The sequence below is a fragment of the Bradyrhizobium sp. S3.2.6 genome (assembly GCF_040546885.1).
In the GTDB taxonomy this organism is placed as follows: Bacteria; Pseudomonadota; Alphaproteobacteria; order Rhizobiales; family Xanthobacteraceae; genus Bradyrhizobium; species Bradyrhizobium cytisi.
On sequence record NZ_JBEPOS010000004.1, the window covers coordinates 238,391 to 264,585 of the forward strand.

The window sequence follows — 26,195 nt, forward strand, 5'->3', positions numbered from 1 at the left end:
CTTGCGGGGAGAGGCCGACGCGCGGAACGCGCGGCGGGTGAGGGGGGTCTCCGCGAGTCCAACTTTCACCGTTTTCGCGGAGGCAGCCCCTCACCCCGACCCTCTCCCCGTAAGAACGGGGAGAGGGAGGAGGACTCCTACACCGCCCGCGCGTCGTACGCGTACATGAACTCCATGCTCTTCGATCCCAACGGCAACAGCCATTTCATCATCTGATTTCTCATCCAGGCGCCGGTGGCGCTGAATTCGCGCTTGCTGTTGCCGTTGCGGCGCGCCAGAGCAACGATCTTTTCCGCGCGCGGGCGTCGCTCGGCCTCGAAGGCCTGGAAGGTGGCGGTTAGCTCCTGGCCCTCCTGCATCAGACGGGCGAGCCGCATCGCATCTTCCAGCGCGAGCGAAGCGCCCTGGCCGGCATGGGGGCTGGTTGCATGCGCGGCATCGCCGATCAGCAGCGAGCGCTTGCGTGACCAGGTCGGCAAGGTTGCGACGTCGAGCGTGTCGGTGACCACGATGTTCTCGGCTGCCTCGATGATGGCGGGGATCGGATCGTGCCAGCCGTGATGGAAGCCGCGCAGATGCTGCTTCAGCGTCGCCGCGTCGAGCGCACGGAACATCGCGGCATCCATGCCGTGCGCCGGCTGCGTGCTCCACCACATCACGCCGTCGCTCGGATCCGGGCTGCAATAGCCGTAGCCGAAGAAGCCGCTCTGCCCGAAGGTGGTCTCGACATGCCGGCCGATCGCGCGGCCGTCGAGCACGGCATGGGGCACGAAGCCGCCGAACCCGATCAGGCCGGTGTTGAACGGCGTTGGCCCGTCCGGCACCACCTGACGCCGCGTGATCGAATGCACGCCATCGGCGCCGATCAGGAAGTCGCCCTCGGCAGTAGTGCCGTCGGCGAAATAGGCGATGATCGGCTGGTCGCCGCGATCCTCGATCTTGATCAGGCGCTTGTCGAAATAGAGCGAGACACAGGCGCACCAGGCCTTGTCGATCAGCATCTCGTTCAGCGTGGCGCGGCAGACATTGACCGCCGGCTGGCCGAAGCGCCGAGCCATGTCGCGGTTGATCGAGCCGAGCCTTCGGCCTTCTTGCGAATAGAAGTCGAAGGACTCTGCGATCGAACCGCGGCTGATCAATTCGCCAGCGAGCCCGATCTCGTCCATGATTTGCATGCCATTCGGCGCGATCTGGAGACCGCCACCAATGCCCTTTGAGTAGGGCCAGGCCTCGTAGATCGCGGATTCGATGCCGGCGCGGCGCAGCAGGATCGCGGCTACGGGCCCGGCGATGCCGGCGCCGATGATCAGGGCCTTGCGGGGACGATGAGGCATTGGCTTGCTCCCGACGTTTCCGTGATGCTAGGAAAAATTACGGTCACTAAATCTCTTAGTGACTAAGATATATATCGACTAAGAGATGAGGTGAGCCTTGTCAAGGGCGAAGGCGCGCACGGCACTACTGGGAGAATTGGAAGAGGCGATGCGGCGGTCGTCCGCGCAGGGCGTGCTCTATGGGCAAGCCGTTGCAAACGTAGCCGGAATTGCCAACTCCGACCTCGAATGCATGGACATCCTCTATCTCGAGGGACGCGTGACCGCGGGTCGGCTTGCCGAGGTGACGGGGCTCACGACCGGCGCCATCACCGGCGTAGTCGACCGGCTCGAGAAGGCAGGCCTCGTGCGCCGCGAGCGGGACGAGGCCGATCGCCGCAAGGTTTACATCGCCGTCGTGCCGGAGACCGCCATGAAGATCGGCGAGCTCTATGTGCCGATGCAACAGGCGATGGAGAAGGTCTGGAACGCCTATTCCGACGAGGAACTGCGCCTGCTGCTGCGTTTCGCCAACGAGGGCTACAAGGGCGTGCTTGCGGCGACCGCTGCACTGAAGGGCCTGCTCGACACGCCGCCGGAGAAGCGGCCCGCGCTCAAGCTGAAGAAGCATCCTCGCCAGACTTGATCTTGTAGGCCTGTGCGGCCGCGATCATGCCCCACATCGCGCCGAGCATCATCCAGAAGTGCCGCCAGTGGTCGGTGTCGATCACGAAACTCTCGCCGACGGTGCCGACGAAGGCCGCGAACACCGCGAGATAAGCGCGCTGCCAGGGCACGCGGACGAAGACGTGGCGGAGGCCCGTGATGACGGTGGTGAAGACCAGCGCGGGATAGCACACGCCGGAGAGCCAGCCGCCGGACATGAAGGCGTTCAGATAGGAATTGTGGGTGTCCTCGGGAAAGAACCGGTGGAATTGTAAGGGACCGATGCCGAACGGCAGGTCGAGCGCCATCTCCGCGCCGAGAATGTGCCGGCCGAACCGGCCGAAGCGGCCTTCGTCATAGCTCTGGTCGAAGCTCGCGCGCTGCTTGAACATCTCGGCGATGGAATCGAACGACAGCAGCACCGCGATCAGCGCGAGACCCAGCACCACCGCGACGATGGCCATGATGATGATGCGCGAGCGCTGCGCATTGGTGCGGCTGGTCAGCACCATCAGCGCCAGCATGAAGGCCGAGGTCAGGACCAGCCCGCCCCAGGCGGCGCGGGAGAAGGCGAGCAGGATCGCCAGCGACATGATGCCGAAGGCGATGACGTTGCGGAACGCCTTGGCCAGCTTGTCCGAGACCACGCTCTGGAGCGCGAACAGCGCCGGCAGGATCAGGAAGGCGCCGAGCACGTTCGGGTCCTTGAAGGTGCCGCGTGCGCGCTCGTACAGCGTCAGGAGATCGTGGCCGCCCGGAACGAGGTTGAAGTAGCCGGCGATCGCCGAAAGCGATGCGATCATCGCGCCGACCACGAGGCCGCGGCGCAGCATGTCCAGGCGCGCCGCCGTGTCCTCGGAGGTCACCATGGCGAAGAACACCACGGTCACCGCCATGTACCACGAGGTCGCGATCCAGCTTGCGACCTCGGACTGGTCGAGCAGCGGGATCGCGCTGATGGTGTAGCCGACATTGAGCAGGACCAGAGCCAGCACCAGTGGCATCAGCACGAGCTTGAGCCGCAGGCCGGTGGCGAAGAAGGCGACGGTGGCGAGCAGCGTCGCGATCTCGTAGGGGCTCGGCTCGATGAAGACGATCGCGCCGGACGCACCGACCAGCCACACCAGCGCGCGCTGGAGGGCCAGCACGCCGGGCGCAGCGCGAACCGCTGCATTCATTTCCCCGGCTGTTGCCGCATACACCATCACACGCTCACGCTACTGGAAACACAATACTTCCGTCGTCATGCCCCGCCTTGTGCGCACTTGCGCACTGGGGCGGGGCATCCAGTACTCCGAGCTGTTCGTGGCAGTTTCCGCTGCCGGCGATTACTGGATCGCCCGGTCAAGCCGGGCGATGACAGTGGGGCTGGGGGACCACAACTCAATACGCGTTCTCGTTCTTGGTCAGCAGCGAGAGCGGCGTCTTCAGGAGAATGACGAGGTCGAACAGCACCGACCAGTTCTCGATGTAATAGAGGTCGAACTCGACGCGCTTCTGGATCTTCTCTTCGTTGTCGATCTCGCCGCGCCAGCCATTGATCTGGGCCCAGCCGGTGATGCCGGGCTTGACGCGATGGCGGGCGAAATAGCCGTCGACGGCTTCGTCGAACAGGCGGCTCTGCAGCTTGCCCTGTACCGCATGCGGACGCGGGCCGACCAGGGAGAGATTGCCGGAGAACACCACGTTGAAGAGCTGCGGCAGCTCGTCGAGGCTGGTCTTGCGAATGAAGCGGCCGACGCGGGTGACGCGCGGGTCGTTCTTGGTCACGACCTTCGATGCGGTCGGGTCGGCCTGGTGGTGATACATCGAGCGGAACTTGTAGACGTCGATGCGCTCGTTGTTGAAGCCGAACCGCTTCTGGCGGAACAGGACCGGGCCGGGGCTATCGAGCCTCACGGCCAACGCCACCAGCGCCATCACGGGAAGTGCGGCGAGCAGCGCGAGGCTGCCGACGATGCGGTCGAACAGCCACTTCATCACCAGATCCCAGTCGGTGATCGGCGCCTCGAACACGTCGAGCGTCGGCACCTCGCCGAGATAGGAATAGGAGCGAGGTCGGAAGCGCAGCTTGTTGGTGTGCGCGGAGAGGCGGATGTCGACCGGCAACACCCAGAGCTTCTTCAGCATCTCCAGGATGCGCGTCTCGGCGGAGATCGGCAGCGCGAACAGCACCAGATCGACCCGGGTACGGCGGGCGAATTCGACGATGTCGTCGACCTTGCCGAGCTTGTGCGCGCCGGCGCAGGTATCGAGCGCGCGGCTGTCGTTGCGGTCGTCGAACACGCCGAGCACGTGGATGTCGGAATCCTCTTGCGCCTTCAGCGCCTCGACCAGCTGCTCGCCGTTGCTGTCGGAGCCGACGATGATGGTGCGGCGATCGAGCCGGCCCTGGCGCGCCCAGCTGCGCACCAGCGAACGCAGCACCAGGCGTTCGGCAACCAGCGCCGCAAGGCCGAGGAAGTAGAACGCGGCAAGCCACAGCCGCGACATGTCGCTGCCGAACTTGGCGAAAAAGGAGATACCGATGAACAGCAGGAAGACGAACGACCAGGACGAGATCATCCGCGTCATCTGTCGAAGCTGGCCGCGGAACAGCTGCACCTGATAGATGTCGGCGGCCTGGAAGCAGACCACGGCGGCGAGCGCGACGGCTATGATCTCTGCGGGATAGACCCAGCTGAAGCCGACGAGCGGCATGACGTATGCGACATACACGGCGATGCCGATCACGCTCAGCAGCGCGAAATCGATGGCGCGCGCAAAGCCGGTGATCACGATCGGCGAATAGGCGCGTGCGACCTTCTGGTTCACGACGTCGAGTGCGGCCGGCGTCAGGCGGCGGCGTCGCTCGACAAACGGCTGGTCGGCCGGCTTGGCCGCGGCGCTGGTCGCGGCATCGAGCATCGAGCGTGCGTTGAGCGGTTCCACGGGCGTCCACGTCCATTCCAACGACCCGCGGGCGCGGCTTTGCATCCCCGGGCAAGCATCCCCTGGCACCTCGATTATCGGACAAATCGGAAGATTCTCTAAAGCGGCCTTAATGATGGTTAATGATTTGCAAATGCGTCGCGGTAACCTGCGATCACGCCGTCAACCATCGCCTGCTGGGAGAAATGCGTCGAGATCCGCTCGCGGAGCGACACTGCGCGTTGGGCGGTTCCCTGCGGATTATCGAGCGCGGTCGCGATCGCCTCGGCCATGGCTTCGGCGTTGCTCGTCGCGAACAGGGCCGGGCTCTCCGGCCCGAAGATCTCGGGGATGCCGCCGACGCGCGCCGCGATCATGGGGACGCCGGCCGCGCCCGCCTCGATCACGACATAAGGCATGGAATCGCCGCGCGAGGGAACGACCAACAGGCGCCCCTTGGAAAAGCCGTAGCGCGCCTTGACGTGGCCGGTGAAGCGGATCGCGTCCGCCAGGCCGAGCCGCCCGACCTGCGCTTTCAACGTCGCCGTCTCCTCGCCGTCGCCGCCGAGCGTCAGCGTGACCCTTTTGCCGTTCTCGTGCAGCCGCGCCACTGCGTCGACCAGGAGGTCGGCGCCCTTGATGTGCCTGAATTCGCCGACATAGGCGAGGTCGGTGGCATCGTCGGCGATAACGACGGGCTCGAACTCCTCTGGCGTCACGCCGTTGAAGACGCAATGCACGACGCCCTTGGGCGTGCCGACGATGCGCTGGTAGGTGTCGCGGGCAAAGGCGCTTTCGAACAGGAACAAATCCGTCGCATCCATCAGCGTACGCTCGAGCCGCGCGTAGAACTCGCCCTTCAGGGTATTGAGCGGATAGTGCAGCGAGCCGCCATGCGGGGTGTAGATGCGGATGGTGTCGTCCGCGCGGCGCCGCATGCGCACGAAGGCGCCGGCCTTGGCACCGTGGCCGTGCAGGACGTCCGGCTTGAGCGTGGCGATCAGGCGGCGCATGCGCAGCCAAACCAGGAAATCCTCCGGCGAGGGTTCGCGGCGGATCGCCAGCCGATGCACGCCGAGCTTCAGCCGCGGCGCGAGTTCAGCCAGCGCCTTGTCCGCACGTTCGCCGCCGGTCAGGCCGTCGGCGAGAATCCCGACAAGATGACCGCGATCGACCTGGCCGTTGGCGAGGTCAAGGATGTGCCGGAAGATGCCGCCGACGGGCGCACGTACGGCGTGAAGGATGCGAAGCGGCTGGTCGGGAGAGGGGGGCATGATCAAAGCCAGCGCTCGACGGCGAATGCCGAACAATGTTCTCGAAATATCGAGATGGATTAAGGGGCCTCGTGGTTAACAAACGGTGACGAGCGCGCGTGCGTTGCTCGCGAGACGTGGCGATTAACCCAGCGGCAACCTTAATGGAGTGTAATCGGCCCCATTGAGGTACATGTGTGGCGTTGCCCTGCGGGAGTGTTCGATGCGTTTAGCGTTCTGGCGTGCCGGCAAGGACAAGGCCGTCATCGAGCGGGCCGTTTCGAAGGCCAAGCTTGAGGCTAAGCCTGAGACCAAGCCCAGAGTTGAAGCTCGGCCCGCGCCGGCCGTTGCGCAGCCGGCATCAGCCGAATCTGGTGACATCGATCTGCACGCGCTTGGCGCCGCGCTTGCGCGCAAGCGCGGCTGGATCATCGTGCCGACGATGCTGGCTCTCGTCGCCTCCGTCGCGATCGTCAATCTCATCACGCCGCGCTACAAATCCGAGTCGCGCATCCTGATCGACGGCCGCGAGAACGTGTTCCTGCGCCCGAGCAGCGACCGCAGCACCGAGGAGCGGCAGGCGCTCGACCCCGAGGCCGTCACCAGCCAGGTGCAGCTCGTGCTGTCGCGCGACCTCGCGCGTGAGATCATCAAGAAGAACAAGCTTGCGGAGCGCCCCGAGTTCGACCCGGTGCTGCAAGGCGTCTCCCCGCTGAAGTCGCTCGCGGCGCTGGTCGGCATCGGCCGCGATCCGTTTTCGATGACGCCGGAAGAGCGCGTGCTCGACGCCTATTACGATCGCCTCCAGGCCTACTCCGTCGACAAGTCGCGCGTTATCGTGGTCGAATTCCAGTCGCAGGATCCCGAGCTGGCGGTGCGCGTCGCCAATTCGATCGCGGATGGCTATCTCGTGCTCCAGCAAAATGCGCGCCAGGATCAGGCCCGCAACGCCAGCCAGTGGCTTTCGGGCGAGATCGAGAACCTGCGCAAGAAGGTCTCCGACGCCGAAGCCAAGGTCGAGGACTTCCGCTCCAAATCGTCACTGTTCGTCGGCACCAACAACACCACGCTGTCGAACCAGCAGATGGGCGAGGTCAACACCCAGCTCAACAATGCACGCTCGATGAGGGCTGACGCAGAGTCCAGGGCTCGGCTGATCAAGGAGATGCTGCAGAGCGGCAAGCCGATCGAGGCCTCCGAGGTGGTGAACTCCGAGCTGATGCGGCGGTTGTCGGAGCAGCGGGTGACGCTGCGTGCTCAGCTCGCCGAACAGTCGTCTACGCTGCTAGGCAATCACCCGCGGATCAAGGAATTGAAGGCGCAGCTCGGCGACCTCGACAATCAGATCCGTGACGAGGCGGCCAAGATCTCGCGCTCGCTCGAAAGCGACGCGCGGATCGCCGGCGGCCGGGTCGACGGCCTGACCGCGAGCCTCGAGCAGCTCAAGAAGCAGGCGACCTCGACCAACGGTCAGGATGTTCAGCTGCGTGCGCTCGAGCGTGAAGCCAAGGCGCAACGCGACCTGCTCGAGACCTATCTTGGAAAATACCGCGAGGCCAGCACTCGCGAGAGCATCGATTCCGCGCCGGCGGAAGGCCGCATCATCTCGCGCGCCATCGTCTCAAACACGCCCGCCTATCCGAAGAAGCTGCCGATCGTGCTGATCGCGACGCTGGCAACACTGCTGCTCTCGTCAGGTCTCGTGGTCACCGGTGAGCTTCTGCGCCAGACCGCGCCGCGCGCCCTTGCTGCGCTCCCGCGGTCTGTGGCTCGCCAGGAGCCGGTCGTCGATGCGCCGGTCGTCGATGCGGTCGAGATCGAGCCGGCCCCGCTTCAGCCAACGATGACGGCCAATGCCGATGTCAGCGAGTTTGCAGAGATCGGGCAACTGGCCGAAAGCCTGATTGCTGCAGGGACGGGTGCGAAGAAGATCACCGTGCTCGGCACCGCTTCGGGCGATGCCATCACGCTGTCGACCCTGACGCTCGCCCGCCATCTTGCGCGCGGCGCGCGCGTCGTCGTGGTCGATCTCGCCGCGTCCTCGCCGACGATTGCTGCGGTGTCGGTCGATCCGACGGCGCCCGGTCTTGCGGAATTGATGCAAGGGCAGGTCTCGTTTGCGCAGGTCATCACGCGCGACAAGCTCTCGCGGCTGCACCTGGTCATGGCTGGCCGTCCCGGCTTCGATCGCAGCCTGCTTCAGTCGCCGCGGGTGACGCTCGCGATCGATGCCCTGCTGCGCGCCTACGACCACGTGCTCGTTGACGCCGGCAGTGCCGAAGACTTGCCTGCAGAGCTGCTGACGGCGAATGCTCGCGCCGTCGTGGTGCCCGATGTCTCGATGGAGGCGGATGCACGCGTGCTGATGTGCGAGCAGCTCAAGGCCGTCGGCTTCAGCGAAGTGACGATGCTGAGCCGGCCGGTGCAGCCGTCGGAAGGGATGGAAGGACCGCGCGTGGTGGCGGCGTAAGGAGAGGGAGCGCTTCGGTGCCTAACCGAACGCTTGCCGCAGCCGTCGCACCAGCTCGAACAGCATCTGGTTCTGCTTGACCAGGCGCTTGCCGTGGTTGAGTGAGGACATCGCCATCGCCGCGAGCTTGCCGCGCGAGGTCAAGGGCACGAAGCTGTCAAAAATGTCCTCGTCGTCCTTGCAGAACATGCGCTTGTAGTCGTCCGTGCCGATACCGAGGTCGAGCGAGCGATAGCCGCGCTCGGCGTAGCGGTCGATGATGTAGCGCATCAGGATCAGACCCGGGCTGTAGCGGGCGTGCTCCGACATCGTGTAGGTGTTGAACATCATCGAGAAGCGCTGGCCGTCGGCGACGCCGGCGAAGATCGCGATCACCTCGTCGCCGCATTCGAGCGCATGGATGTCGATGACACGGCCTTCGCCGCGCGGCGCGAGGCAGGCGCTGCGGATGAACTGTTCGACGCCCGGCTCGGCAAAGACGTTCGGCAGCTTCTGCTCGGCCATCCGTACCGGCTTGAGCCGGAAGAACCAGTCGAGCAGGCGGGTGACGTCCGCGTCCGTCGTCGCAAGGTGGTAGCGATAGCCGGCGAGCGCCTGTAGTTTCTTCTCCTTGCTCTTCAGCCGGCGGCGGAAGGAGTTGCTGATCCGGGATGCCGGCGGGCCGCCCGGCTCCATCGCAAGCAGCGGGCAGCCATTGATCGCGCTCTGCTGCGGCAGCATGGCAAACGGGTTTTGCTGGTCGTGCCAGCGCTTCGGCTGCCGTCTCAGCGCGAGCACGTCGACCTGGTCATGCAAAGGCGCGAACAGTACGTCGAGATCGGCGGTGACAGCCTGTGCTGCGAACTCAGCGTTCCACAGCGCCATGTTGAAGGTCGTGTGCTTGCCGCCCATGAAGCAGGCCGTGCGCACACCGTGGCCCTGGCGTAGCGCGAGGGGGAGCAGCGCGAGCGGTGTCTGCCCGGCGTCGCGGGCGATCACGACGAAGGGACGGGCGCCTTCGCGTTCCCCGACCGATCGTTGCCACGAGCCCAGGAGATCGAACCGCTGATAGGGCGTGAAGAGATGACCGGGCTCCTCGAGGGCGCGCCAGACCGCCTCAGCCTCTGCAATATCGCTGATGAGGTCGACATGCGCGATACGGCTCGCTTTCGACCGCGCTGGCGATTCTGCCGTCCGGCTTTGCATCGCCGCAGCCATGGTCATCCGCGAAACCTGTCGAGAAAACGAAAAATGCGTATTTCGGCCTGTGGCCGACCTTTGCAAATAAATGTCAACAAAGGGTAATGACAATAGCTGAGGGAACGGGCCGCCGGCGAACGCGAAGGTGGGATATTGGCATCCGACGACAGATGGCTGGAGCGGTTGCGGCTCGAGCTGGCCTGGTTCACCGGCCAGCCGCTGCTGCGCAGCCGTGGCGCCGGCGCAATCTTGCGCTTCGAGCGCGTGCGGCCGCGGCGGAGCGGTGCGTTCCAGCCACTGCGCCAAAACGAGATCACGCCGCAATTTCTCGATCGTGCTATTCGCGCGCTGAAGCGCTGGAATTATGATTTTCTCGGCATGGACGAGGTCTGCCGGCGCGCGGTGACGCTGCCGGAGAAGCGGCGCTTCGTGGCGCTCACCTTCGACGGTGCTGCCAAGGACCTCATCAGCTTCGCCTATCCGGTGCTGGCGCGCCACGCCGTGCCGTTCACGCTCTACGTTCCCACCGCCTTTCCTGATGGCGTCGGCGAGGCGTGGTGGCTCGGGCTCGAGCAGGTGATCGCGCGCGAGAGCCGGATCAACCTGATAATGGGCGACAGGGAGCAGCGCTTTACCGTTACTGATAATGCCGAGAAGCAGGCGCTGTTTTCGTTCCTCGAGAGCTGGCTGCGCTCGCTGCCGCCGGCAGATTTGTCGGTGGCGATCGCCGATCTCTGCACGCGCTACCGGATCGATCTTGCCGCACTCTCGCGCGAGGCGTCGATGGACTGGGAGGATCTGGCCAAGTTAGCTGCCGACCCGAGTGTCACGATCGGCAGCGCGACCGTGAACTATCCCGTTCTCGCCAACATAAAGGACGTCGCCGCGTTGCGCGAGATGACGATGGGCAGGGCGGTGGCGGAAGCGGCCTTCCGCCGCGAGATTCGGCATCTGGCGTTTCCGTTCGGCGATCGCGCCTCGTTTCGGCGCAGCCACGTCGTGATGGCGGAGGAGGCCGGTTTTGCCAGCGCGGTGTCGACCATTTCGGGAATCGTAGATGCGGAAGGCCGCACCAATCTGCGTGCGCTGCCGCGGATTTTCTGGGACGGGAGGATGCGCTCGCTGCGCATGATGCGCGTGCTGGTGTCCGGTGTGGCGTTTGCGCCGGTGAAACCGACGGGCAGCGTTGCGAGCCGACTCAACGATGGTTAGAGCCTTCAAATCCGACAAGCGCGCAAGCGCGTTTGCGGGGTTAGGCGCGATCGGGCCGCTGCATCCAGCTCACGATCGGCATCGCCGGCAGCACCCAGCCCATGCCGACCACCACATAGTAGATCGCCTGTCGCCAGCCGGACTCGGCGATCCACGGCATCTGCGCCGCCGCCATGCCGAGCAGGGCCCAGACGGTGGCCAGCACCAGGAGCAGGATGGCGCCGAGGAACTTGCGGGTGCGGATAGTCATGGCGGAATATTGCGGCTTTCGCGTAACTTGCGCTGCGGGAGCGGGGGACTATAAGGGGCACGCAGTCCGGTTCAAGTAGCTTAGATACAAGGCTTGGTCTTGCCCCTGAAATGACGACGAATTCCGCCCCGAAAAACTCACGCGCCGTGCGCTGGTGGCTGATCTCCGTGGCCGCCCTGATCGCGCTGATGGTGCTGGTCGGCGGCGCGACGCGGCTGACGGAATCCGGCCTGTCGATCGTCGAGTGGAAGCCCGTCACCGGCAGCGTGCCGCCGCTGTCGGAGACGCAATGGACCGACGCGTTCGAGGCCTACAAGAAGATCCCGCAATATCGCGAGCTCAACGCCGGGATGTCGCTCTCCGAGTTCAAGCAGATTTTCTGGTGGGAATGGAGCCACCGGCTGCTCGGCCGCTTCATCGGGGTTGCCTATCTGCTGCCGTTCCTGTTCTTCCTGTGGCGCGGCGGTCTCTCCGGCGAATTGAAGCGGCGGCTGTGGCTGCTGTTCGGGCTCGGCGGTCTCCAGGGCGCGGTCGGCTGGTGGATGGTGGCATCGGGTCTGTCGGAGCGGGTCGAGGTGTCGCAATATCGGCTGGCGACGCATCTGGCGCTGGCGCTGCTGATCTTCGCCGGCATCGTCTGGACGGTGCGGCGGCTCGCCGATCGGCCGCAGCTTGCCGTTCCCGCCCGGCTGCGGTTCACGAGCGCGGTGCTGGTGATCGTGACCTTCATCCAGATCTATTTCGGTGCGCTGGTCGCGGGCCTGCGCGCCGGACGCGCCTACAACACCTGGCCGCAGATCGATGGCGCCTTCATTCCGTCCGCAGAGCGGCTGTGGTTCGAGACGCCGTGGTGGCGCAACATGTTCGACAATGTGCTGACGGTGCAGTTCGAGCACCGCATGACGGCTTATCTGCTGTTCGCACTGGCGGCGCTGCACGCGCTCGACGCGGTGCGTTCACGCGCCGGCTCGGCGGCGAGCGGTGCGCTCTGGTTGTTCGCGGCCGTGAGCGTGCAGGCGGTGCTCGGCATCCTTACGCTGCTCAACCAGGTGCCGATCGATCTCGCGCTCTCGCACCAGACGGTTGCGATCGTGGTGCTCACGCTTGCGGTGATGCAGGCGGAGCGGCTCGCTTCTCGGCGATCGGCCGAGATGCAGCCGCGCGTGGTGCCGGTCGGCCAGACCGGCTGATCAGCAATAACCGTAGATGCCGCACGAGTAGGGCAGGCGCCAGAAATAATCGACCTGCTTCCCGCCGTAATACGAGCCCTGATAGTCGTAGTCCCAAGGGCGGCCGTAGTAACCCGGCAGGGTATGCGAGCCCGGCAGCAGCGGCGTGCCCGGCAGATTGCGGATGTAGCTGCCGACACCGTAGGCCGGCGAGATCAGCGCATCCGGATCGGTCTCGACATAGACCTTTGGCGGTTCCTGCGGCGGAGCGGCGGCCCGTCGCTTCGGCGTCGCCGGCAGATCGGCGGCAACAGCGGCTGAAACCGTCAGCATCGCTGCCAGGGCAGGTACCATCCAGCGCAGCATTTTCGGCTCCGAATCAAAGGCGCGATCCAAAGTCCATGTATGCGGCAGATATGGTTAATGACTGTTAACCGCCGCCCGCGGGGCGCGCTTTCACGGGCTGCGCTGATCAGGCAGGGAACGTCCTGACCGGGGTGACGACCGCGTCGAATTGAATGCTCACCCTGTTCTTCAGAACGTGCTGGATGACCTCCGTTTCCGACTTGTCGAAAAACTCATCCCAGTTCGCGGCTTGACCGAACTCTCTCGCGAAATCGATCTCGGCGAATTTTCCAAGGAAGAGGGCCGTGACGTCAGACTCATTGTTCTTCGCGAACAAATGCTTTTGTCCCGACTTCTTCATGTACAGGCTGATCATGCGGAGAGCCTTGTAGACCAGCGTGCTGTCATGAAAGAGAACGATCGCATCGCTCTTCACCAGCGGAAGCGTCCACAGGAAGTCCCTGAAGCAGGCGATATCGGTGTGCTCGCCATCGATGAAAGCGACATCGAAGCTGTTTTCCGTCCCTTGGACCGAATCTACCGAGCCATCGAACGTTGTCAGCTTGGACGTCGGAACGCCACGCGACACCAGATTATCGATCATGGTCTGGTGCGTAATTCCGGAATAGTCGTACTTGGCGCCCCTCTCGTCTGGCTGTTGCCGCCCTCTTTCATCAATTGAGAGCACCGCCTTGCATGCGGGGTCCAGCAGAAACGGGGTCAGGCTCCCGCCGAGATAAGAGCCGATCTCGACGTAAGAAAACGATCCCAGCACTCTCTTGATGAGAGCTATGGTCTGCAACAGGAACCTTTTATCGTGAGCGCTTGTTTGAGAGGGAATTGGGAAAAGCGTTCCGATATCCGGCACGGCGATATTCATGGCCATCCTTGTGCAGTCGTGATCATGATGCCCGGTTGAGTCGTGGGGGCGTTGAGCGACCGTAGCGACGGAAGCTGGCGCGGAGCCTTCGGCATGGCGCAGCGCCAGATCCCGGTGCGGATGGACAGCGTTGAGGCTCTACGCGCTCAGCGCCTGCTCCAGGTCTGCGATCAGGTCTTCCTTGTCCTCGATGCCGATCGAGAGCCGGACCACGTCGGGGCCGGCGCCGGACTTGATCTTGGCGGCGTCGTCGAGCTGGCTGTGCGTGGTTGAGGCCGGGTGGATGACGAGCGAACGGGTGTCGCCGACATTGGCCAGATGCGAGAACAGCTGCAGTTTCGACACCAGATTGACGCCGGCGTCATAGCCACCCTTCAGGCTGAAGGTGAACACGGCGCCCGCACCCTTCGGGGCATATTTGCGCGCGAGCTGGTTGTACTTGTCGGTTGCCAAGCCGGCATAGTTCACCGCGGACACCGCGGAGTGGCCGGCGAGGAATTCGGCGACCGCCTTGGCGTTGTCGCAGTGCTTCTGCATGCGCAGCGGCAGCGTCTCGATGCCGGTGAGGATCATGAAGGCATTGAACGGTGACAGGGCGGGCCCGAGGTCGCGCAGGCCGAGCACGCGGCAGGCGATGGCAAAGGCGAAATTGCCAAACGTCTCTTGGAGACGGATGCCGTGATATTCCGGCCGCGGCTCCGACAGCATCGGATATTTTCCGCCGGTGGACCAATCGAAGGTGCCGGCATCGACGATGATGCCGCCGAGCGAATTGCCGTGGCCGCCGAGAAACTTCGTCAGCGAGTGCACGACGATGTCGGCGCCGTGGTCGATCGGGCGGATCAGATAGGGCGAGGCCAGCGTGTTGTCGACGATCAAGGGCACGCCCGCCTTGCGCGCCACCGTCGAGATCGCCTCGATATCGGTGATGCTGCCGGCGGGATTGGCGATAGACTCGATGAAGATCGCTTTCGTGCGCGGCGTCACCGCGCGCTCGAAGCTTGCGACGTCATCGGGATCGGCCCACACAACGTTCCAGCCAAAACTCTTGAACGCATGCGAGAACTGGTTGATCGAGCCGCCATAGAGTTTTCGCGCGGCGATGAATTCGTCGCCGGGCTGGAGCAATTGCTGCAGCACCACGACCTGCGCGGCATGGCCCGAGGCCACCGCAAGCGCGGCGGTGCCGCCCTCGAGCGCGGCCACGCGCTCCTCCAGCACAGCATTGGTGGGATTGCCGATGCGGGTATAGATGTTGCCGAACGCCTGCAGGCCGAACAGCGAGGCCGCGTGGTCGGCGTCGTTGAACACGAACGATGTCGTCTGATAAATCGGAGTCGCGCGCGCACCGGTGGTGGGATCGGGCTGTGCACCGGCATGCACGGCGAGGGTCGAAAATCCCGGAAGGCGATCGCTCATTTGGGGGGCGTCCTGTTCTTATGGTCTGAAATCGCGCGGCATGCTGATCGGCGTCACGGCTGCCGTCAAGCCGCCGCTTCACAGCTCGGCGCTACGCATTGTCACGTTCGCGCAATGGAAATTTATTGCGTCAGTTTTGTTCGGTCTTGTTTTTGGCGGCGCGATCAGAGGCCGCGGTCTCGCCGCCGCCGACACTCATCCGATTGAGGGACAGCCGCATGCCCTGCGTCGGCGCAGGCGGGCGCTTGGAGCTGAGCGTGCGCGAGTTGACGCCCATCCAGGAAATTTCCGACGACAGCCTGCCATATTCGATTTTTGGGCAGCGGTTCATCACGACCTTGATGCCTGCGGCTTCGGCCTTTTCCGCCGCCGCATCGTCACGCGCACCGAGCTGCATCCAGATCACCTTCGGCAGCGGATCGAGCGTGAGGGCCTCGTCGACGACAGGCACGATGTGGCTGGAACTGCGAAAAATATCGATCATGTCGACGGGACCTCCGATGTCGCGCAGCGAGGCGACGAAAGGCTTTCCGAGCAGGTCCTTGCCGACATGACCGGGATTGACCGGGATCATGTCGTAGCCGCGCTGCGCCAGATATTTGAACGCGAAATAGCTCGGCCGCACATTGACCGGCGAGGCGCCGACCATCGCGATCGACTTGACGCTGTTGAGGATGGCGCGGATGTAATTGTCGGGATAGGCGTCGTGGTTCATCTGGCGTCTTTTCTTGTTGTCACTCATCCCGCCATGTTGGCGCGCGCTTCTCGATGAAGGCGCCGATGCCTTCCTCGGCGTCGCGCGCCATCATGTTCTCGGTCATCACCTCTGCCGCATAGCGATAGGCGTCCGCAAGGCTCATCTCGGCCTGGCGGTAGAACGCCTCCTTGCCGAGCTTGACGGTGTAGGCCGACTTCAGCGCGACTTGTTGCGCCAGCGCGATCGCGGCGTCGCGCTCGGTGCCGGCGGCGACCACGCGATTGACGAGGCCGATCTCACGGGCGCGCTGGGCCGGGACCGGCTCGCCCGTGAGCAGCATCTCCATCGCCTGCTTGCGCGGCACGTTGCGCGATAGTGCCACCATCGGCGTCGAGCAGAACAGGCCGATGTCGACGCCGGGTGTGGCGAAGCTCGCCGCCTCCGACGCGATCGCAAGATCGCAGCTCGCCACCAGCTGGCAGCCGGCGGCGGTCGCGATGCCCTGGACTGCTGCGACCACCGGCTTCGGCAGGTGCACGATCGCCTGCATCATCGCGCTGCAGGCGTTCATGAGCTCGGCGAAATAGGCGCGGCCGCGATCGGGATCGGTGCGGCGTGCGGTCAGCTCCTTCATGTCGTGGCCGGCGGAAAAGGCCGAGCCGTTGGCGGCGATGACGGCGGCGCGAATGCGCTTGTCCTCGGCAATCGCGTTGAAGCTTGCATGCAGCTGGCCGATCATCGCCTCCGACAGGCTGTTGCGCGCGGCGGGGCGGTTCAGCGTCAGCACGGCGACACTGCCGACGATCTCCCGCAGCAAGATCGGCGGTTCCGGGGAGGGGGGTCGGGCGGGCTGGACGGACATTGAAGATTCCGCTTGGGTTATTGCAGTTGGATGACGCAGATAACTTAATGTAACAAGCAACGTGAAGCGAGGGTGAGGGGGCATGGCGTTAGCGAAAATGAGCGTGGCGGAGCTCGAGCAGTTTCTCCGCGACGAATTTCCCCAAGCCTTCAGCGGCGACGACATCATGATCGAGAGCGCGGACGGCCAGACCTGCCTTTTGCGCCAGCGTTACAGCGAACGGATGCTGCGGCCGGGCGGAACGGTGTCCGGCCCCACGCTGATGGCTCTGGCGGATTTCGCCATGTACGTGGTGCTGCTGTCGGCCATCGGGCCGATCGGGCTGGCGGTGACCACCAATCTCAACATCAATTTCCTGCGCAAGGGCCAGCCGGGGCAGGATGTGCTGGCCGAGGCCCGGCTGCTGAAGCTCGGCAAGCGCCTGGCGGTCGGGGAAGTGAACTTGTTGTCGGGGACCTCGCCCGATCCAATCGCCCATGTCACATCGACCTATTCCATTCCAAATGTTTGATCTTTTTGCAGGTATTATAGCACCATATTTATAAGACACTGATTTTATTGATATAATTTCCGTGTCCAGGCATTGACCGTTGCGCGTCTCTTCTCTAGAAACCCGCGCAGTCCGGTGCGGTGTTCGCGCCGCTATTCCCCGTCCACGGAAACTCTGACATGAAAACCTTTTCGGCAAAGCCGGCCGAGGTGACGAAGAAGTGGGTGCTGATCGACGCCAAGGGTCTGGTCGTCGGCCGTCTCGCCACCATCGTTGCCATGCGTCTGCGCGGCAAGCATCTCCCGACCTACACCCCGCACGTTGACTGCGGCGACAACGTCATCATCATCAACGCCCAGCATGCAGTCCTCACCGGCCGCAAGCGCGAGCAGAAGACCTACTACAAGCACACCGGCTATGTCGGCCACATCAAGGAGCGCACCGCGCGCCAGATCCTTGAAGGCAAGCATCCCGAGCGCGTGCTCGAGAAGGCCGTCGAGCGCATGATCCCGCGTGGTCCGCTCGGTCGCGTCCAGATGGGCAACCTCCGCGTCTATGGCGGTGCTGATCATCCGCACGAGGCCCAGACGCCCGAGAAGATCGACATCGCCAAGTTGAACCGCAAGAACACGAGGGCCGCATAATCATGGCCGAATCCATTCAGTCGCTCGACCAGCTCTCGCAGCTCAAGACCGCGGCGGCGCCCGATGCGCCCAAGCACGAGAAGAAAGTCGACAAATTCAACCGCGCCTACGCCACCGGCAAGCGCAAGGACGCAGTCGCCCGCGTCTGGATCAAGCCGGGCGCCGGCAAGGTCACCGTCAACTCGCGCGAGGTCGAGGTCTATTTCGCCCGTCCCGTGCTGCGCATGATGATCGAGCAGCCGTTCTCCGTGGCCGCCCGTTCCGGCCAGTATGATGTAATCTGCACCGTCGCCGGCGGCGGCCTGTCCGGTCAGGCTGGTGCTGTTCGTCACGGCATCTCCAAGGCGCTCACCTATTTCGAGCCCGAGCTGCGCACCGTGCTCAAGAAGGGCGGCTTCCTCACCCGCGACTCGCGCGTGGTCGAGCGCAAGAAGTACGGCAAGGCCAAGGCCCGCCGGTCCTTCCAGTTCTCGAAGCGTTAATCGCTTCGGTCACATTCGCCGCGAAAGCGGCTTCAATGAGAAGCAAAAGGGCGCTGATTTCAGCGCCCTTTTTGTCATTCGTTTGTACGCAAATTGAAGACGAGTTTCCCGAAAACTTGGGGCCGCGTGAAAACCTGAATGGAACTCGCGGGACATAGCGTCGCATCTGGAAGGGCGCGCAAATCGGATGTGCCGATCGCGTAACTGCTATGTTCAAGAGGGGGCCGACATGATGTCGCTCGATAGCATGACGCTCTATTTGGTTGCCACGATGGTCGCCGCATTGCTCGGCGCCATGATGGTGTTTTTCGGCAGACAGGAGAACAGCCCCGCGCTGAAATGGTGGGGCACCGCTTATCTGCTCGGCGCAGCTTCCGTCGCGCTGTGGACGGCGACCGGCGACAAGCTCGGCTCGCACCTCTATCTCGCATTGAACGCGGTCGGTTTCGTCGCCTGCGGCATGGTGTGGAATGCGGCGCGCGTCTTCCACGGCCGCAAGCCGAACTGGCCCGGTCTCGTGCTTGGTGCACTCGCCTGGGTCGCGACCGTAACACTGCTCGATCCCACCGCGTCGATGCTGCGCATGATCATCGGCGCCGGCATCGTCTCGGTCTATGCGGCGCTGACCGCGAGCGAGCTCTGGGTCGAGCGGCGCAAGAGCCTGCAACGGCGCTGGCCGGCCTTCGTGGTGCCGGTGATGCACGGCTGCGTGCTGATGCTGCCGATCCTGCTCGGCAGCTTCCTGCGCCCGAACGATGCCGGCTTCTCCCACAGCGTCTGGGTCACCGTGTTCGCGGTCGAGCTCGTGCTCTATGCCGTCGGCACCGTGTTCGTGATCTTCATGCTGGTGTCCGAGCGCACCGTCACCGCGCACCGCACTGCCGCGTCGACCGATCCGCTGACTGGCATGCTCAACCGCCGTGGCTTCTCGGAAGCCTGTGCGCGGACGATCGAGCGCGAGGCCAAGGGCGGCCGGCCCGTCACCGTGATGATCTTCGACATCGACCATTTCAAGTCGATCAACGACCGCTTCGGCCATCCCGCCGGCGACGAGATGCTGAAGCTGTTCTCGACCGTGGTCGTCAATAATCTGCGCATCTCGGACCTGTCGGGCCGCATCGGCGGCGAGGAGTTCGCCGCACTGCTGCCCTGCGCGCTGGAGGAGGGTGTGCTGGTCGCCGAGCGCGTACGCGAGGCGTTCGAGACCTCGGGCGTCGTGGTCGACGAAGGACCGGTCGACACCACCGTCAGCATCGGTGTGGCCGGCGGCCCCGCCGGCACCGAGCTCGAGGTGCTGCTGGCCTCGGCCGACACCGCGCTCTACCAGGCCAAGCGCGGCGGCCGTAATCGTGTCGAGGCCGCGGAGGAGCTGCCGTTGTCGCTGGAGAACTGGCGCCGCCAGAGCGCCGCGCGGATCGGTGCAGCGAAGCCAGAGTCCAAGACACAGCCGGCGACGGCCTGAGACGAAAGGGCTTCGCGGTAATCCTCTGTTTACCATTCGGTTCCTACCATTGCGGTCATGGAATCGATCCGTCGACAGAACCCGCAGGCCGCCCTGATGTCGCTCGAAGCCGCCGCGGCCTCGACGCGCGGCGGCTTTGCCTGTCTGTTCTCGACAGCGGACGAATACGAGACCGCCCTGATTGCCGAGCGCCGCGCCCAGGGACGTTACACGCCGAGCCGCAGCTATTGGCCGATCGCGCTGTTTCTCGGTTGCGCGCTCATCGTTGCAGGCACCGTGCTGCTATTCGCCTGAGAGCGCCGCATTTTCGGCCGGGCAGGGCGCCGTTTCGGCGCCTTTTTCTTTGGTGCCGGCTGCGGTAGATACGGTCACCAAGCAAAAGGGTGAAACCGATGATCACCGAGATCGCGCAAATCGACGTCAAGCCGGGCAGCGAGAAGGATTTTGAGGCCGCCGTCGCCAAGGCCAAGGCCGCCTTCGGCCGCTCCACGGGCTTTCATGGGTTTGAGCTGCACAAATCGATCGAGAAGCCGCAGCGCTATCGGCTGATGGTGAAATGGGCGACGCTGGAGAACCATACCGTCGACTTCCGCAGCTCCGAGAATTTCACGGAATGGCGCGGACTCGTCGGTCAGTATTTTGCCTCGCCCCCGGAGGTCGAGCACACCGAGACCGTGCTGACGACCTGAGCGAGGTCAGGCCACCTCTGCGAGGGGCGGCGTCTCATACGTCTTGAAATGGTCGATCATGACCTTGGCAATGGCGACGAGGGGCAGCGCCAGCGCCAGGCCCCAGATTCCGAAGACGACGCCGAGCAGGATCTGGAACGCGAACAGCGTGGCCGGCGGAATGTCCAGCGCCTGGCGCTGGAGTAGCGGCGTCAGCACGTAGCTCTCCATCGCGTGGACGCCGAGGAACAGGATCAGCGCCGATAACGCGGGAATCCAGCCCGAGGCGAGGCTCGCCAGCACCACCACCACGCCGGCGATGATGGCGCCGACGGTCGGGATGAAGGCGAGCAGGCCGGCCTGGATTCCCAGGATGAACGAGCCCGGAATGCCGATGATGGCAAGCCCGATCCAGGTCACCACGCCGACCGCCAGCATGACGATGATCTGCGCGATCAGCCAACGCTCCAGCGTCTCGCCGATGCGGTCGATGATAAGGGTCGTGCGGATGCGATATTTCGCCGGTGCGAGAACCAGCAGGCCGTCGTGATAGACGCTGGGCTGCGCCGCGAAGGCCAGCCCCAGGAACAGCACGATGAAGATGTTGCCGACGGCGCTGATCGCCCCGAACAGCAGCTTGAAGGTCCGGCTCACGATCGCCCCGCCGCTGGAGGCAAGCGCGCCTGCGCCCGGCAATGGGCCGTGTGCATTCGAGCTCGGGGCAGGCGCCGAGGCGGTGTCGCTGGTGGAAGAGGCGGGCGCGGCGCTGCCGAGATCGAAGAAGCTGGTGTCGATGCCGCGATTGTCGAGGAAGGATTTGACGTGTGCAATCTGCGATTTGATGGTGTTGCTGAGCAGTGAAGCCTGCTCGGCGATGGTGGCGCCGCCGAGATGGGCCACACCCGCAAGCATCAGGACCAGTGCAGCGCAGACGATCGCGAGCCGAAGCGGATGCGGCAGGTGCACGCGTCGCCCGAGCGCGTTGGTCAGCGCGTTGAGCCCGAGGCCCAGCAGCATCCCGGCGAAGATCAGGAGCAGGGTGGCGGCAAAGTACCAGGTGAAGGCCAGCAGGACGGTAAACAGCACGACGCCGATGCCCCCAGCCGAAATGGCCCAGGCCAGGTCGGTGCGGGTCCGGGACCGTTCATCAACAGGATTGGTCACATCGTTTCCTTTCGGAAGGCGCGGCAGGGCCACTCATTCGTGAAATCCCGCCAGGGAGCAAAAGGCTGCAGCCGCGCCGGTTTGACGCGTCCGCGACCTCCTGAGAGCCAACGCCGGCCCATTGAAGGAGTGCCATGGCCGTCACCTGATGGGCATTTGCGCGAAATAGCATTGCCGTCCCGCGATCCCTTCTGTTGAATTTGTTCCCTCAGAGGGGCATCTTTGGAGAATCTTCTTCGGCGGGGAGGTCGGAACGGGAGATGAGAAAGCCGGTCGTCGGCGTGATCGGGAACGCCCATCGCGTCGAAAATCGATTTCAGGTCCAGATGGTCGGCGAGCGCAATTTGCGCGCCGTGGCCGAGGTCTCCGGCGGCTTGCCGGTGATGTTCGCGGGCTCGCCCGACATCACCGATATCGCCGCTCTGCTCGATACCGTCGACGGCATCGTGCTCACCGGGGCGCGCGCCAACGTGCACCCGACCCGCTTCAACGTCGACCCCTGTGAGAAGCACGAGCCTTACGACATCCATCGCGACGAGGTCGCGCTCGCGCTCTCGGTCGCCTGCGTCGCGCGCGGCATACCGCTGTTCGGCATCTGTCGCGGCTTGCAGGAGATGAACGTCGCCTTCGGCGGCTCGCTGCACCCGGAGATCCGCGAAATCCCGGGCCGCATGAACCATCGCATGCCCAGGCTCGAGAATGGCGAGATCCATCCCGATCCGACCGTCGTGTTCGCCGACCGTCACGACGTCGACCTCACGCCGGGCGGTGCGTTCGCAACGCTGCTCGGCTGCGAGAAGATCCGGGTCAATTCGCTGCACGGGCAGGGCATCCTCGATCCCGGCAAGCGCGTGCTGATCGAAGGCATCGCCGAGGACGGCACCATCGAGGCGATCCAGATCGCGGAAGCCTCGACCTTCGCACTCGGTGTGCAATGGCACGCCGAATACGACCCGCAGCGCAATCCCATCAACCGCAAGCTGTTCGAGGCGTTTGGCGAAGCGATGGCGGAGCGACAGCGCGCGACGACATAGTTTCGGATTGACCAACCGCTCATGGTTCATGCCGTGCCACAAGGTGGCGCGGGCTAACCCTTCCAAGACCCTATCAGAAAAGTGGCGTCGATTCGTTGATCCTTCTCAATGACGCGACCTGTGATGGTGCGAATCGATCGTCGCAAGCGGCGGTGCAGCAAGGATTGCGAGCCCTGCGGAGTAGTCCTTCGGCGGTATTGCATCGTCTGGCACAAACACCACCTGAATGAGTTGTAGAAGGCACAATCGCTCCGGGAGTGAGAGCGTGGCCAGCCGAAGGGTAAACCAGGATCTCCCCGTCATCGCGCGCTTCGAGGTGCGCCACCGCAATTACCTCGCGCCAGATGGCTCGATCCAGCGACCGCTTCCTTCTTTCGCCTCCGATTCCAAGCTGCTGACTGAGCTGTACCGGTCGATGGTACTGCTGCGGCTGTTTGACCGGAAGGCTGTTGCATTGCAGCGCACAGGCAGGCTTGGGACTTACGCCGTTTCGCTTGGCCAGGAGGCCGTATCGGTTGGGATCGCCAGTGCGATGCGGAAGGAGGACGTGCTGTTGCCGTCGTATCGCGACAATGGGGCTCTGCTCTGGCGCGGCGTCAAGCTGGAGGAGATCCTCCTGTTCTGGGGCGGCGACGAACGCGGCAACCGGTTTTCAGGGCCGGTTCACGATTTCCCATTCTGTGTTCCGGTCGGGTCCCAGGCGCCGCATGCCGCCGGTGTCGCCTACGCCCTCAAGCTGCGCAAGCAACCGCGTGTCGCGGTGTGCTTGTTCGGCGATGGTGCCACCTCGAAAGGCGACGTCTATGAGGCGATGAATTTTGCCGGCGTGCACAGATTACCACTCGTCTTTGTCGTCGCCAACAATCAATGGGCCATATCGGTACCGTTGCGACAGCAGACCGCGTGCGAAACGCTGGCACAGAAGGCGATCGCCGCAGGCTTTATCGGTGAGCAGGTCGACGGCGGTGACGTGGTGGCGATCCGGGCCGCCAGCGAGGAGGCCATTGCCGCCGCCCGCGACGGCAATGGACCCCGGTTCATCGAGGCGGTCACGTACCGGCTCGGCGACCACACCACATCCGATGACGCTGCGCGCTATCGCCCCGCCGAGGAGGTCCAGGCGCACTGGAAGGAAGAGCCGATTGCGCGGCTGAGGGCTTATCTCGTCGCGCAGAAGATGTGGAGCAAGGCGGATGAGGAGCAGCTCGCCGCCGAATGCCATGCGCGCGTCGAGGCGGCGGCCGAACGCTATCTGGCGACAGCGCCGCGCCGTCCCGAAACCATGTTCGATCACCTTTATGCCGATCTGCCTGCAGCCTATGCCGCGCAACGCCGCGAACTTGCGGGAGAGCACGATGCCTGAGGCAACGTTGGTCGAAGCCATCAACTTGGCGCTCGCTCGCGCAATGGAGGATGATCCTGACGTGGTCGTGCTTGGTGAGGATGTTGGCGTCAACGGCGGCGTCTTCCGCGCCACCGCAGGTTTGCAGAAACGGTTTGGGACGGAGCGGGTCCTCGATACGCCGCTTGCCGAGCTCTTGATCTCTGGGCTCTGCGTCGGCATGGCCGCGCAGGGACTGAAACCGGTCGGCGAGATCCAGTTCATGGGGTTCATCTATCCCTGCCTGGATCAGCTCGTGAACCATGCATCCCGATTGCGCAACCGGACCCAGGGACGGCTCACCTGTCCCATGGTTCTGCGCACGCCGCACGGTGCCGGCATCCGCGCGCCCGAGCATCATTCCGAAAGCACCGAGGCAATGCTCGCCCATATTCCCGGCTTGCGCGTCGTCATGCCTTCCTCGCCGGAACGTGCCTATGGATTGTTGCTCGCCGCTATCCGCGATCCCGATCCCGTCGTGTTTCTCGAGCCGACGCGCCTGTACCGTGCGGCCAAAGGCGAGGTGGAGGACAATGGCGAAGCCTTGCCGTTGGATGCCGCCTTTGTCTTGAGGGAAGGCCGCGATCTCACGCTGATCAGCTGGGGGGCCATGCTGAAGGAAACCATGGCTGCGGCGGAGGCGCTTTCCGCCGAAGGCATCGCCCCGGAGGTGATCGATCTCGCCACACTCAAGCCCTACGACGAAGACACCGTGCTCGGTTCGGTCGCCAAGACCGGCCGTTGCGTGATCGTGCATGAGGCCGCACGGACCGGCGGATTTGGCGCCGAGATCGCCGCTACAATTGCTGAGCGCCGCCTCTCCTCGCTGCTTGCGCCTGTGACCCGCGTCACCGGCTACGACACCATCGTTCCGATGGCGCGACTGGAGCAATATTACATGCCGTCGGTCGAACGCATCATGACTGCCGCCCGCAAGGTCTGCCAGTTCAGCTAGATGTCAACGGACCGGATTTTAACGGACCCGATTTTCACGGACTTGGGCCCATGCGCCAGTTCACATTGCCGGATCTTGGAGAAGGCCTCGAGGAGGCGGAGATCGTGAGCTGGTATGTCGGCGAGGGCGATCACGTCGTCACTGATCAGCCGCTCGTGTCCGTCGAGACCGACAAGGCGGTGGTTGAGATACCATCTCCGTCGAGCGGGCGCATCGCACGCGTGTTTGGCGCCAAGGGCGATATCGTCAAGGTCGGCGCGCCGCTCGTCGAATTTGCCGAGGGCGCCGAACAGGACACCGGCACCATCGTTGGCGACCTCGGCGGCGGCGAACGTCGGCCCGCTCCAGGAACGCCTGCCGAGCCCCTGACCGGACCGCAGGTGTTTCCGGCAGTGCGGGCACTCGCGCGCAAGCTCGACGTCGATCTTGAGAGCGTGGAGCCCACGGGACCTGGCGGCACCGTCACACGGGCCGATGTCGAGCGGGCCGCGAAGCTTGTGTCCCAGGCCGGCAGCGCCGAGCCCCTCCGAGGCACGCGGCGTGCCATGGCCCAGCGCATGGCAACAGCCCATGCGCAAGTTGTTCCCGCCACGGTGACCGATGAAGCCGACATCGACGATTGGCCGACGGGCGAGGACGTGACGATCCGTCTGGTGCGGGCCATTGCTGCCGCCTGCACGGCGGAGCCCGCGCTAAATGCCTGGTACAATCCCAGCGCAGGAGAACGGCGTCTCATGGCGCGTGTCGATCTCGGCATTGCCGTGGATACCGAGGGCGGCCTGATTGTTCCTGTGTTGCGCAATGTCGCGGAGCGCAGCGTATCGGATTTGCGGACGGGGCTCGACCGGCTGCGGGCCGATGCCATCGCGCGCTCGATACCGCCTGAGGAGCTGCGTGGCGCGACGATCACCCTATCGAACTTCGGGATGATCGGCGGCCGGTTCGCAAATCTGATCGTCGTGCCGCCCCAGACTGCCATCATCGGTGCCGGACGGATTTCGCCGGGTGTCGTCCCGCACCGGGGGCAGCCTGCTGTGAGGCGCACGCTGCCGCTGTCGCTTACCTTTGATCATCGCGTCGTGACCGGTGGTGAAGCTGCCCGCTTCATGGTCGCACTCAAGTCGGATCTTGAGCAGATGTCGTGAACGCTGTCGGCAACGCGCTCGCACCAAAAGTCCTTTGGTTGCCCAGATCAATCGCATCGCACAACGGTGCTCATGATTCCCTTTATTCCTAATTCGGGCATTGAGGTTCCGGAACTGGACGCCATATCTTCGGCAAGGGAGCCCT

General features: G+C 64.3%; 26 protein-coding genes. 14 read left to right on the top strand and 12 right to left on the bottom strand.

Features of this window, described 5'->3' with window-relative positions; translation table 11 throughout:
- Nucleotides 1-137: 137 nt before the first annotated feature.
- Nucleotides 138-1,334: an FAD-dependent monooxygenase gene (locus ABID58_RS11505; protein ID WP_354032712.1), complete on the bottom strand. Its 1,197-nt coding sequence runs from the start codon at nt 1,332-1,334 to the stop codon at nt 138-140.
- Nucleotides 1,335-1,482: 148 nt separating this feature from the next.
- Here ABID58_RS11505 and ABID58_RS11510 point away from each other — a divergent pair, with 148 nt between their 5' ends.
- Nucleotides 1,483-1,959, top strand: coding sequence for a MarR family winged helix-turn-helix transcriptional regulator (locus tag ABID58_RS11510; protein WP_148753575.1), 477 nt, complete (start codon nt 1,483-1,485; stop codon nt 1,957-1,959).
- Here the strand turns inward: ABID58_RS11510 and ABID58_RS11515 are convergent.
- The 3 genes from ABID58_RS11515 to ABID58_RS11525 all read right to left on the bottom strand — a co-directional run bounded on the left by ABID58_RS11515 (nt 1,928) and on the right by ABID58_RS11525 (nt 6,163).
- Entirely contained in the window at nt 1,928-3,184 is a 1,257-nt protein-coding gene (locus ABID58_RS11515; protein ID WP_354032713.1) for an O-antigen ligase family protein, read from the bottom strand. The genes ABID58_RS11510 and ABID58_RS11515 overlap by 32 nt on opposite strands.
- A gap of 178 nt (nt 3,185-3,362) precedes the next feature.
- Nucleotides 3,363-4,910: an undecaprenyl-phosphate glucose phosphotransferase gene (locus ABID58_RS11520; RefSeq protein ID WP_354032714.1), complete on the bottom strand. Its 1,548-nt coding sequence runs from the start codon at nt 4,908-4,910 to the stop codon at nt 3,363-3,365.
- 119 nt (nt 4,911-5,029) lie between these two features.
- Nucleotides 5,030-6,163, bottom strand: a complete 1,134-nt coding sequence (locus ABID58_RS11525; protein ID WP_148753578.1) for a glycosyltransferase family 4 protein — start codon at nt 6,161-6,163, stop codon at nt 5,030-5,032.
- A 202-nt stretch (nt 6,164-6,365) separates the two neighbouring features.
- Here ABID58_RS11525 and ABID58_RS11530 point away from each other — a divergent pair, with 202 nt between their 5' ends.
- Nucleotides 6,366-8,612, top strand: coding sequence for a GumC family protein (locus tag ABID58_RS11530; RefSeq protein ID WP_354032715.1), 2,247 nt, complete (start codon nt 6,366-6,368; stop codon nt 8,610-8,612).
- 21 nt (nt 8,613-8,633) lie between these two features.
- On the opposite strand, the gene ABID58_RS11535 is transcribed toward ABID58_RS11530, so the two are convergent.
- Nucleotides 8,634-9,815: a GNAT family N-acetyltransferase gene (locus ABID58_RS11535; RefSeq protein ID WP_354032716.1), complete on the bottom strand. Its 1,182-nt coding sequence runs from the start codon at nt 9,813-9,815 to the stop codon at nt 8,634-8,636.
- Nucleotides 9,816-9,944: 129 nt separating this feature from the next.
- Between ABID58_RS11535 and ABID58_RS11540 the strand changes: the two genes are divergently transcribed.
- Nucleotides 9,945-11,003 carry a polysaccharide deacetylase family protein gene (locus ABID58_RS11540; RefSeq protein ID WP_354032717.1) on the top strand — a complete coding sequence of 353 codons (1,059 nt, stop codon included), beginning with the start codon at nt 9,945-9,947 and terminating at the stop codon, nt 11,001-11,003.
- 40 nt (nt 11,004-11,043) lie between these two features.
- On the opposite strand, the gene ABID58_RS11545 is transcribed toward ABID58_RS11540, so the two are convergent.
- Complete coding sequence (locus ABID58_RS11545; protein WP_148753582.1) at nt 11,044-11,253, bottom strand: DUF2842 domain-containing protein; 210 nt, start codon at nt 11,251-11,253, stop codon at nt 11,044-11,046.
- A 110-nt stretch (nt 11,254-11,363) separates the two neighbouring features.
- On the opposite strand from ABID58_RS11545, the gene ABID58_RS11550 reads away from it, so the two are divergent.
- Nucleotides 11,364-12,443 (top strand): COX15/CtaA family protein, encoded by a 1,080-nt coding sequence (locus tag ABID58_RS11550; protein ID WP_354032718.1) that lies wholly within the window; start codon nt 11,364-11,366, stop codon nt 12,441-12,443.
- Here ABID58_RS11550 and ABID58_RS11555 read toward each other — a convergent pair whose 3' ends face one another.
- From ABID58_RS11555 to ABID58_RS11575, 5 genes are all read right to left on the bottom strand, one after another.
- A complete protein-coding gene (locus ABID58_RS11555) occupies nt 12,444-12,788 on the bottom strand; it encodes a hypothetical protein (protein ID WP_354032719.1) in 345 nt (114 codons plus the stop codon).
- Nucleotides 12,789-12,894: 106 nt separating this feature from the next.
- Complete coding sequence (locus tag ABID58_RS11560) at nt 12,895-13,647, bottom strand: class I SAM-dependent methyltransferase (protein WP_354032720.1); 753 nt, start codon at nt 13,645-13,647, stop codon at nt 12,895-12,897.
- 138 nt (nt 13,648-13,785) lie between these two features.
- Nucleotides 13,786-15,066 carry an O-acetylhomoserine aminocarboxypropyltransferase gene (locus tag ABID58_RS11565; protein WP_148753586.1) on the bottom strand — a complete coding sequence of 427 codons (1,281 nt, stop codon included), beginning with the start codon at nt 15,064-15,066 and terminating at the stop codon, nt 13,786-13,788.
- A gap of 130 nt (nt 15,067-15,196) precedes the next feature.
- Nucleotides 15,197-15,781 carry a CoA-binding protein gene (locus ABID58_RS11570; protein ID WP_354032721.1) on the bottom strand — a complete coding sequence of 195 codons (585 nt, stop codon included), beginning with the start codon at nt 15,779-15,781 and terminating at the stop codon, nt 15,197-15,199.
- Nucleotides 15,782-15,800: 19 nt separating this feature from the next.
- A complete protein-coding gene (locus ABID58_RS11575; protein ID WP_354032722.1) occupies nt 15,801-16,625 on the bottom strand; it encodes an enoyl-CoA hydratase in 825 nt (274 codons plus the stop codon).
- 82 nt (nt 16,626-16,707) lie between these two features.
- Here ABID58_RS11575 and ABID58_RS11580 point away from each other — a divergent pair, with 82 nt between their 5' ends.
- From ABID58_RS11580 to ABID58_RS11605, 6 genes are all read left to right on the top strand, one after another.
- A complete protein-coding gene (locus ABID58_RS11580; protein ID WP_148753589.1) occupies nt 16,708-17,136 on the top strand; it encodes a PaaI family thioesterase in 429 nt (142 codons plus the stop codon).
- 158 nt (nt 17,137-17,294) lie between these two features.
- The gene (gene rplM, locus ABID58_RS11585; RefSeq protein WP_091965253.1) at nt 17,295-17,759 is read left to right on the top strand and encodes a 50S ribosomal protein L13; all 465 of its coding nucleotides are present in this window, start codon (nt 17,295-17,297) and stop codon (nt 17,757-17,759) included.
- 2 nt (nt 17,760-17,761) lie between these two features.
- Complete coding sequence (gene rpsI, locus ABID58_RS11590; protein ID WP_007611021.1) at nt 17,762-18,241, top strand: 30S ribosomal protein S9; 480 nt, start codon at nt 17,762-17,764, stop codon at nt 18,239-18,241.
- A gap of 229 nt (nt 18,242-18,470) precedes the next feature.
- The gene (locus tag ABID58_RS11595) at nt 18,471-19,703 is read left to right on the top strand and encodes a GGDEF domain-containing protein (RefSeq protein ID WP_148753590.1); all 1,233 of its coding nucleotides are present in this window, start codon (nt 18,471-18,473) and stop codon (nt 19,701-19,703) included.
- 57 nt (nt 19,704-19,760) lie between these two features.
- The gene (locus tag ABID58_RS11600) at nt 19,761-19,997 is read left to right on the top strand and encodes a hypothetical protein (protein WP_148753591.1); all 237 of its coding nucleotides are present in this window, start codon (nt 19,761-19,763) and stop codon (nt 19,995-19,997) included.
- 98 nt (nt 19,998-20,095) lie between these two features.
- Nucleotides 20,096-20,392 carry an antibiotic biosynthesis monooxygenase family protein gene (locus ABID58_RS11605; RefSeq protein ID WP_148753592.1) on the top strand — a complete coding sequence of 99 codons (297 nt, stop codon included), beginning with the start codon at nt 20,096-20,098 and terminating at the stop codon, nt 20,390-20,392.
- 6 nt (nt 20,393-20,398) lie between these two features.
- Here ABID58_RS11605 and ABID58_RS11610 read toward each other — a convergent pair whose 3' ends face one another.
- Nucleotides 20,399-21,535 (bottom strand): AI-2E family transporter, encoded by a 1,137-nt coding sequence (locus ABID58_RS11610; RefSeq protein WP_148753593.1) that lies wholly within the window; start codon nt 21,533-21,535, stop codon nt 20,399-20,401.
- 260 nt (nt 21,536-21,795) lie between these two features.
- Here ABID58_RS11610 and ABID58_RS11615 point away from each other — a divergent pair, with 260 nt between their 5' ends.
- The 4 genes from ABID58_RS11615 (at nt 21,796) to ABID58_RS11630 (ending at nt 26,050) form a co-directional block, all read left to right on the top strand.
- Nucleotides 21,796-22,569, top strand: coding sequence for a gamma-glutamyl-gamma-aminobutyrate hydrolase family protein (locus ABID58_RS11615; protein WP_187435127.1), 774 nt, complete (start codon nt 21,796-21,798; stop codon nt 22,567-22,569).
- A 265-nt stretch (nt 22,570-22,834) separates the two neighbouring features.
- Nucleotides 22,835-23,932, top strand: coding sequence for a pyruvate dehydrogenase (acetyl-transferring) E1 component subunit alpha (gene pdhA / locus ABID58_RS11620; RefSeq protein ID WP_246230107.1), 1,098 nt, complete (start codon nt 22,835-22,837; stop codon nt 23,930-23,932).
- A complete protein-coding gene (locus tag ABID58_RS11625) occupies nt 23,925-24,905 on the top strand; it encodes an alpha-ketoacid dehydrogenase subunit beta (protein ID WP_354032723.1) in 981 nt (326 codons plus the stop codon). Before pdhA ends, ABID58_RS11625 begins: the two co-directional genes overlap by 8 nt.
- Nucleotides 24,906-24,955: 50 nt before the next feature.
- Nucleotides 24,956-26,050, top strand: a complete 1,095-nt coding sequence (locus ABID58_RS11630) for a dihydrolipoamide acetyltransferase family protein (RefSeq protein WP_354032724.1) — start codon at nt 24,956-24,958, stop codon at nt 26,048-26,050.
- Nucleotides 26,051-26,195 lie beyond the last annotated feature (145 nt).

What these genes read in the sequence shown, in the direction of transcription:
- ABID58_RS11505 (WP_354032712.1), bottom strand. Translation starts at nt 1,334, where the DNA reads ATGCCTCATCGTCCCCGCAAGGCCCTGATCATCGGCGCCGGCATCGCC.
- ABID58_RS11510 (WP_148753575.1), top strand. Translation starts at nt 1,483, where the DNA reads ATGCGGCGGTCGTCCGCGCAGGGCGTGCTCTATGGGCAAGCCGTTGCA.
- ABID58_RS11515 (WP_354032713.1), bottom strand. Translation starts at nt 3,184, where the DNA reads ATGGTGTATGCGGCAACAGCCGGGGAAATGAATGCAGCGGTTCGCGCT.
- ABID58_RS11525 (WP_148753578.1), bottom strand. Translation starts at nt 6,163, where the DNA reads ATGCCCCCCTCTCCCGACCAGCCGCTTCGCATCCTTCACGCCGTACGT.
- ABID58_RS11530 (WP_354032715.1), top strand. Translation starts at nt 6,366, where the DNA reads ATGCGTTTAGCGTTCTGGCGTGCCGGCAAGGACAAGGCCGTCATCGAG.
- ABID58_RS11535 (WP_354032716.1), bottom strand. Translation starts at nt 9,815, where the DNA reads ATGACCATGGCTGCGGCGATGCAAAGCCGGACGGCAGAATCGCCAGCG.
- ABID58_RS11545 (WP_148753582.1), bottom strand. Translation starts at nt 11,253, where the DNA reads ATGACTATCCGCACCCGCAAGTTCCTCGGCGCCATCCTGCTCCTGGTG.
- ABID58_RS11550 (WP_354032718.1), top strand. Translation starts at nt 11,364, where the DNA reads ATGACGACGAATTCCGCCCCGAAAAACTCACGCGCCGTGCGCTGGTGG.
- ABID58_RS11555 (WP_354032719.1), bottom strand. Translation starts at nt 12,788, where the DNA reads ATGCTGCGCTGGATGGTACCTGCCCTGGCAGCGATGCTGACGGTTTCA.
- ABID58_RS11560 (WP_354032720.1), bottom strand. Translation starts at nt 13,647, where the DNA reads ATGAATATCGCCGTGCCGGATATCGGAACGCTTTTCCCAATTCCCTCT.
- ABID58_RS11565 (WP_148753586.1), bottom strand. Translation starts at nt 15,066, where the DNA reads ATGAGCGATCGCCTTCCGGGATTTTCGACCCTCGCCGTGCATGCCGGT.
- ABID58_RS11570 (WP_354032721.1), bottom strand. Translation starts at nt 15,781, where the DNA reads ATGAACCACGACGCCTATCCCGACAATTACATCCGCGCCATCCTCAAC.
- ABID58_RS11575 (WP_354032722.1), bottom strand. Translation starts at nt 16,625, where the DNA reads ATGTCCGTCCAGCCCGCCCGACCCCCCTCCCCGGAACCGCCGATCTTG.
- ABID58_RS11580 (WP_148753589.1), top strand. Translation starts at nt 16,708, where the DNA reads ATGGCGTTAGCGAAAATGAGCGTGGCGGAGCTCGAGCAGTTTCTCCGC.
- rplM (WP_091965253.1), top strand. Translation starts at nt 17,295, where the DNA reads ATGAAAACCTTTTCGGCAAAGCCGGCCGAGGTGACGAAGAAGTGGGTG.
- rpsI (WP_007611021.1), top strand. Translation starts at nt 17,762, where the DNA reads ATGGCCGAATCCATTCAGTCGCTCGACCAGCTCTCGCAGCTCAAGACC.
- ABID58_RS11595 (WP_148753590.1), top strand. Translation starts at nt 18,471, where the DNA reads ATGATGTCGCTCGATAGCATGACGCTCTATTTGGTTGCCACGATGGTC.
- ABID58_RS11600 (WP_148753591.1), top strand. Translation starts at nt 19,761, where the DNA reads ATGGAATCGATCCGTCGACAGAACCCGCAGGCCGCCCTGATGTCGCTC.
- ABID58_RS11605 (WP_148753592.1), top strand. Translation starts at nt 20,096, where the DNA reads ATGATCACCGAGATCGCGCAAATCGACGTCAAGCCGGGCAGCGAGAAG.
- ABID58_RS11615 (WP_187435127.1), top strand. Translation starts at nt 21,796, where the DNA reads ATGAGAAAGCCGGTCGTCGGCGTGATCGGGAACGCCCATCGCGTCGAA.
- ABID58_RS11625 (WP_354032723.1), top strand. Translation starts at nt 23,925, where the DNA reads ATGCCTGAGGCAACGTTGGTCGAAGCCATCAACTTGGCGCTCGCTCGC.
- ABID58_RS11630 (WP_354032724.1), top strand. Translation starts at nt 24,956, where the DNA reads ATGCGCCAGTTCACATTGCCGGATCTTGGAGAAGGCCTCGAGGAGGCG.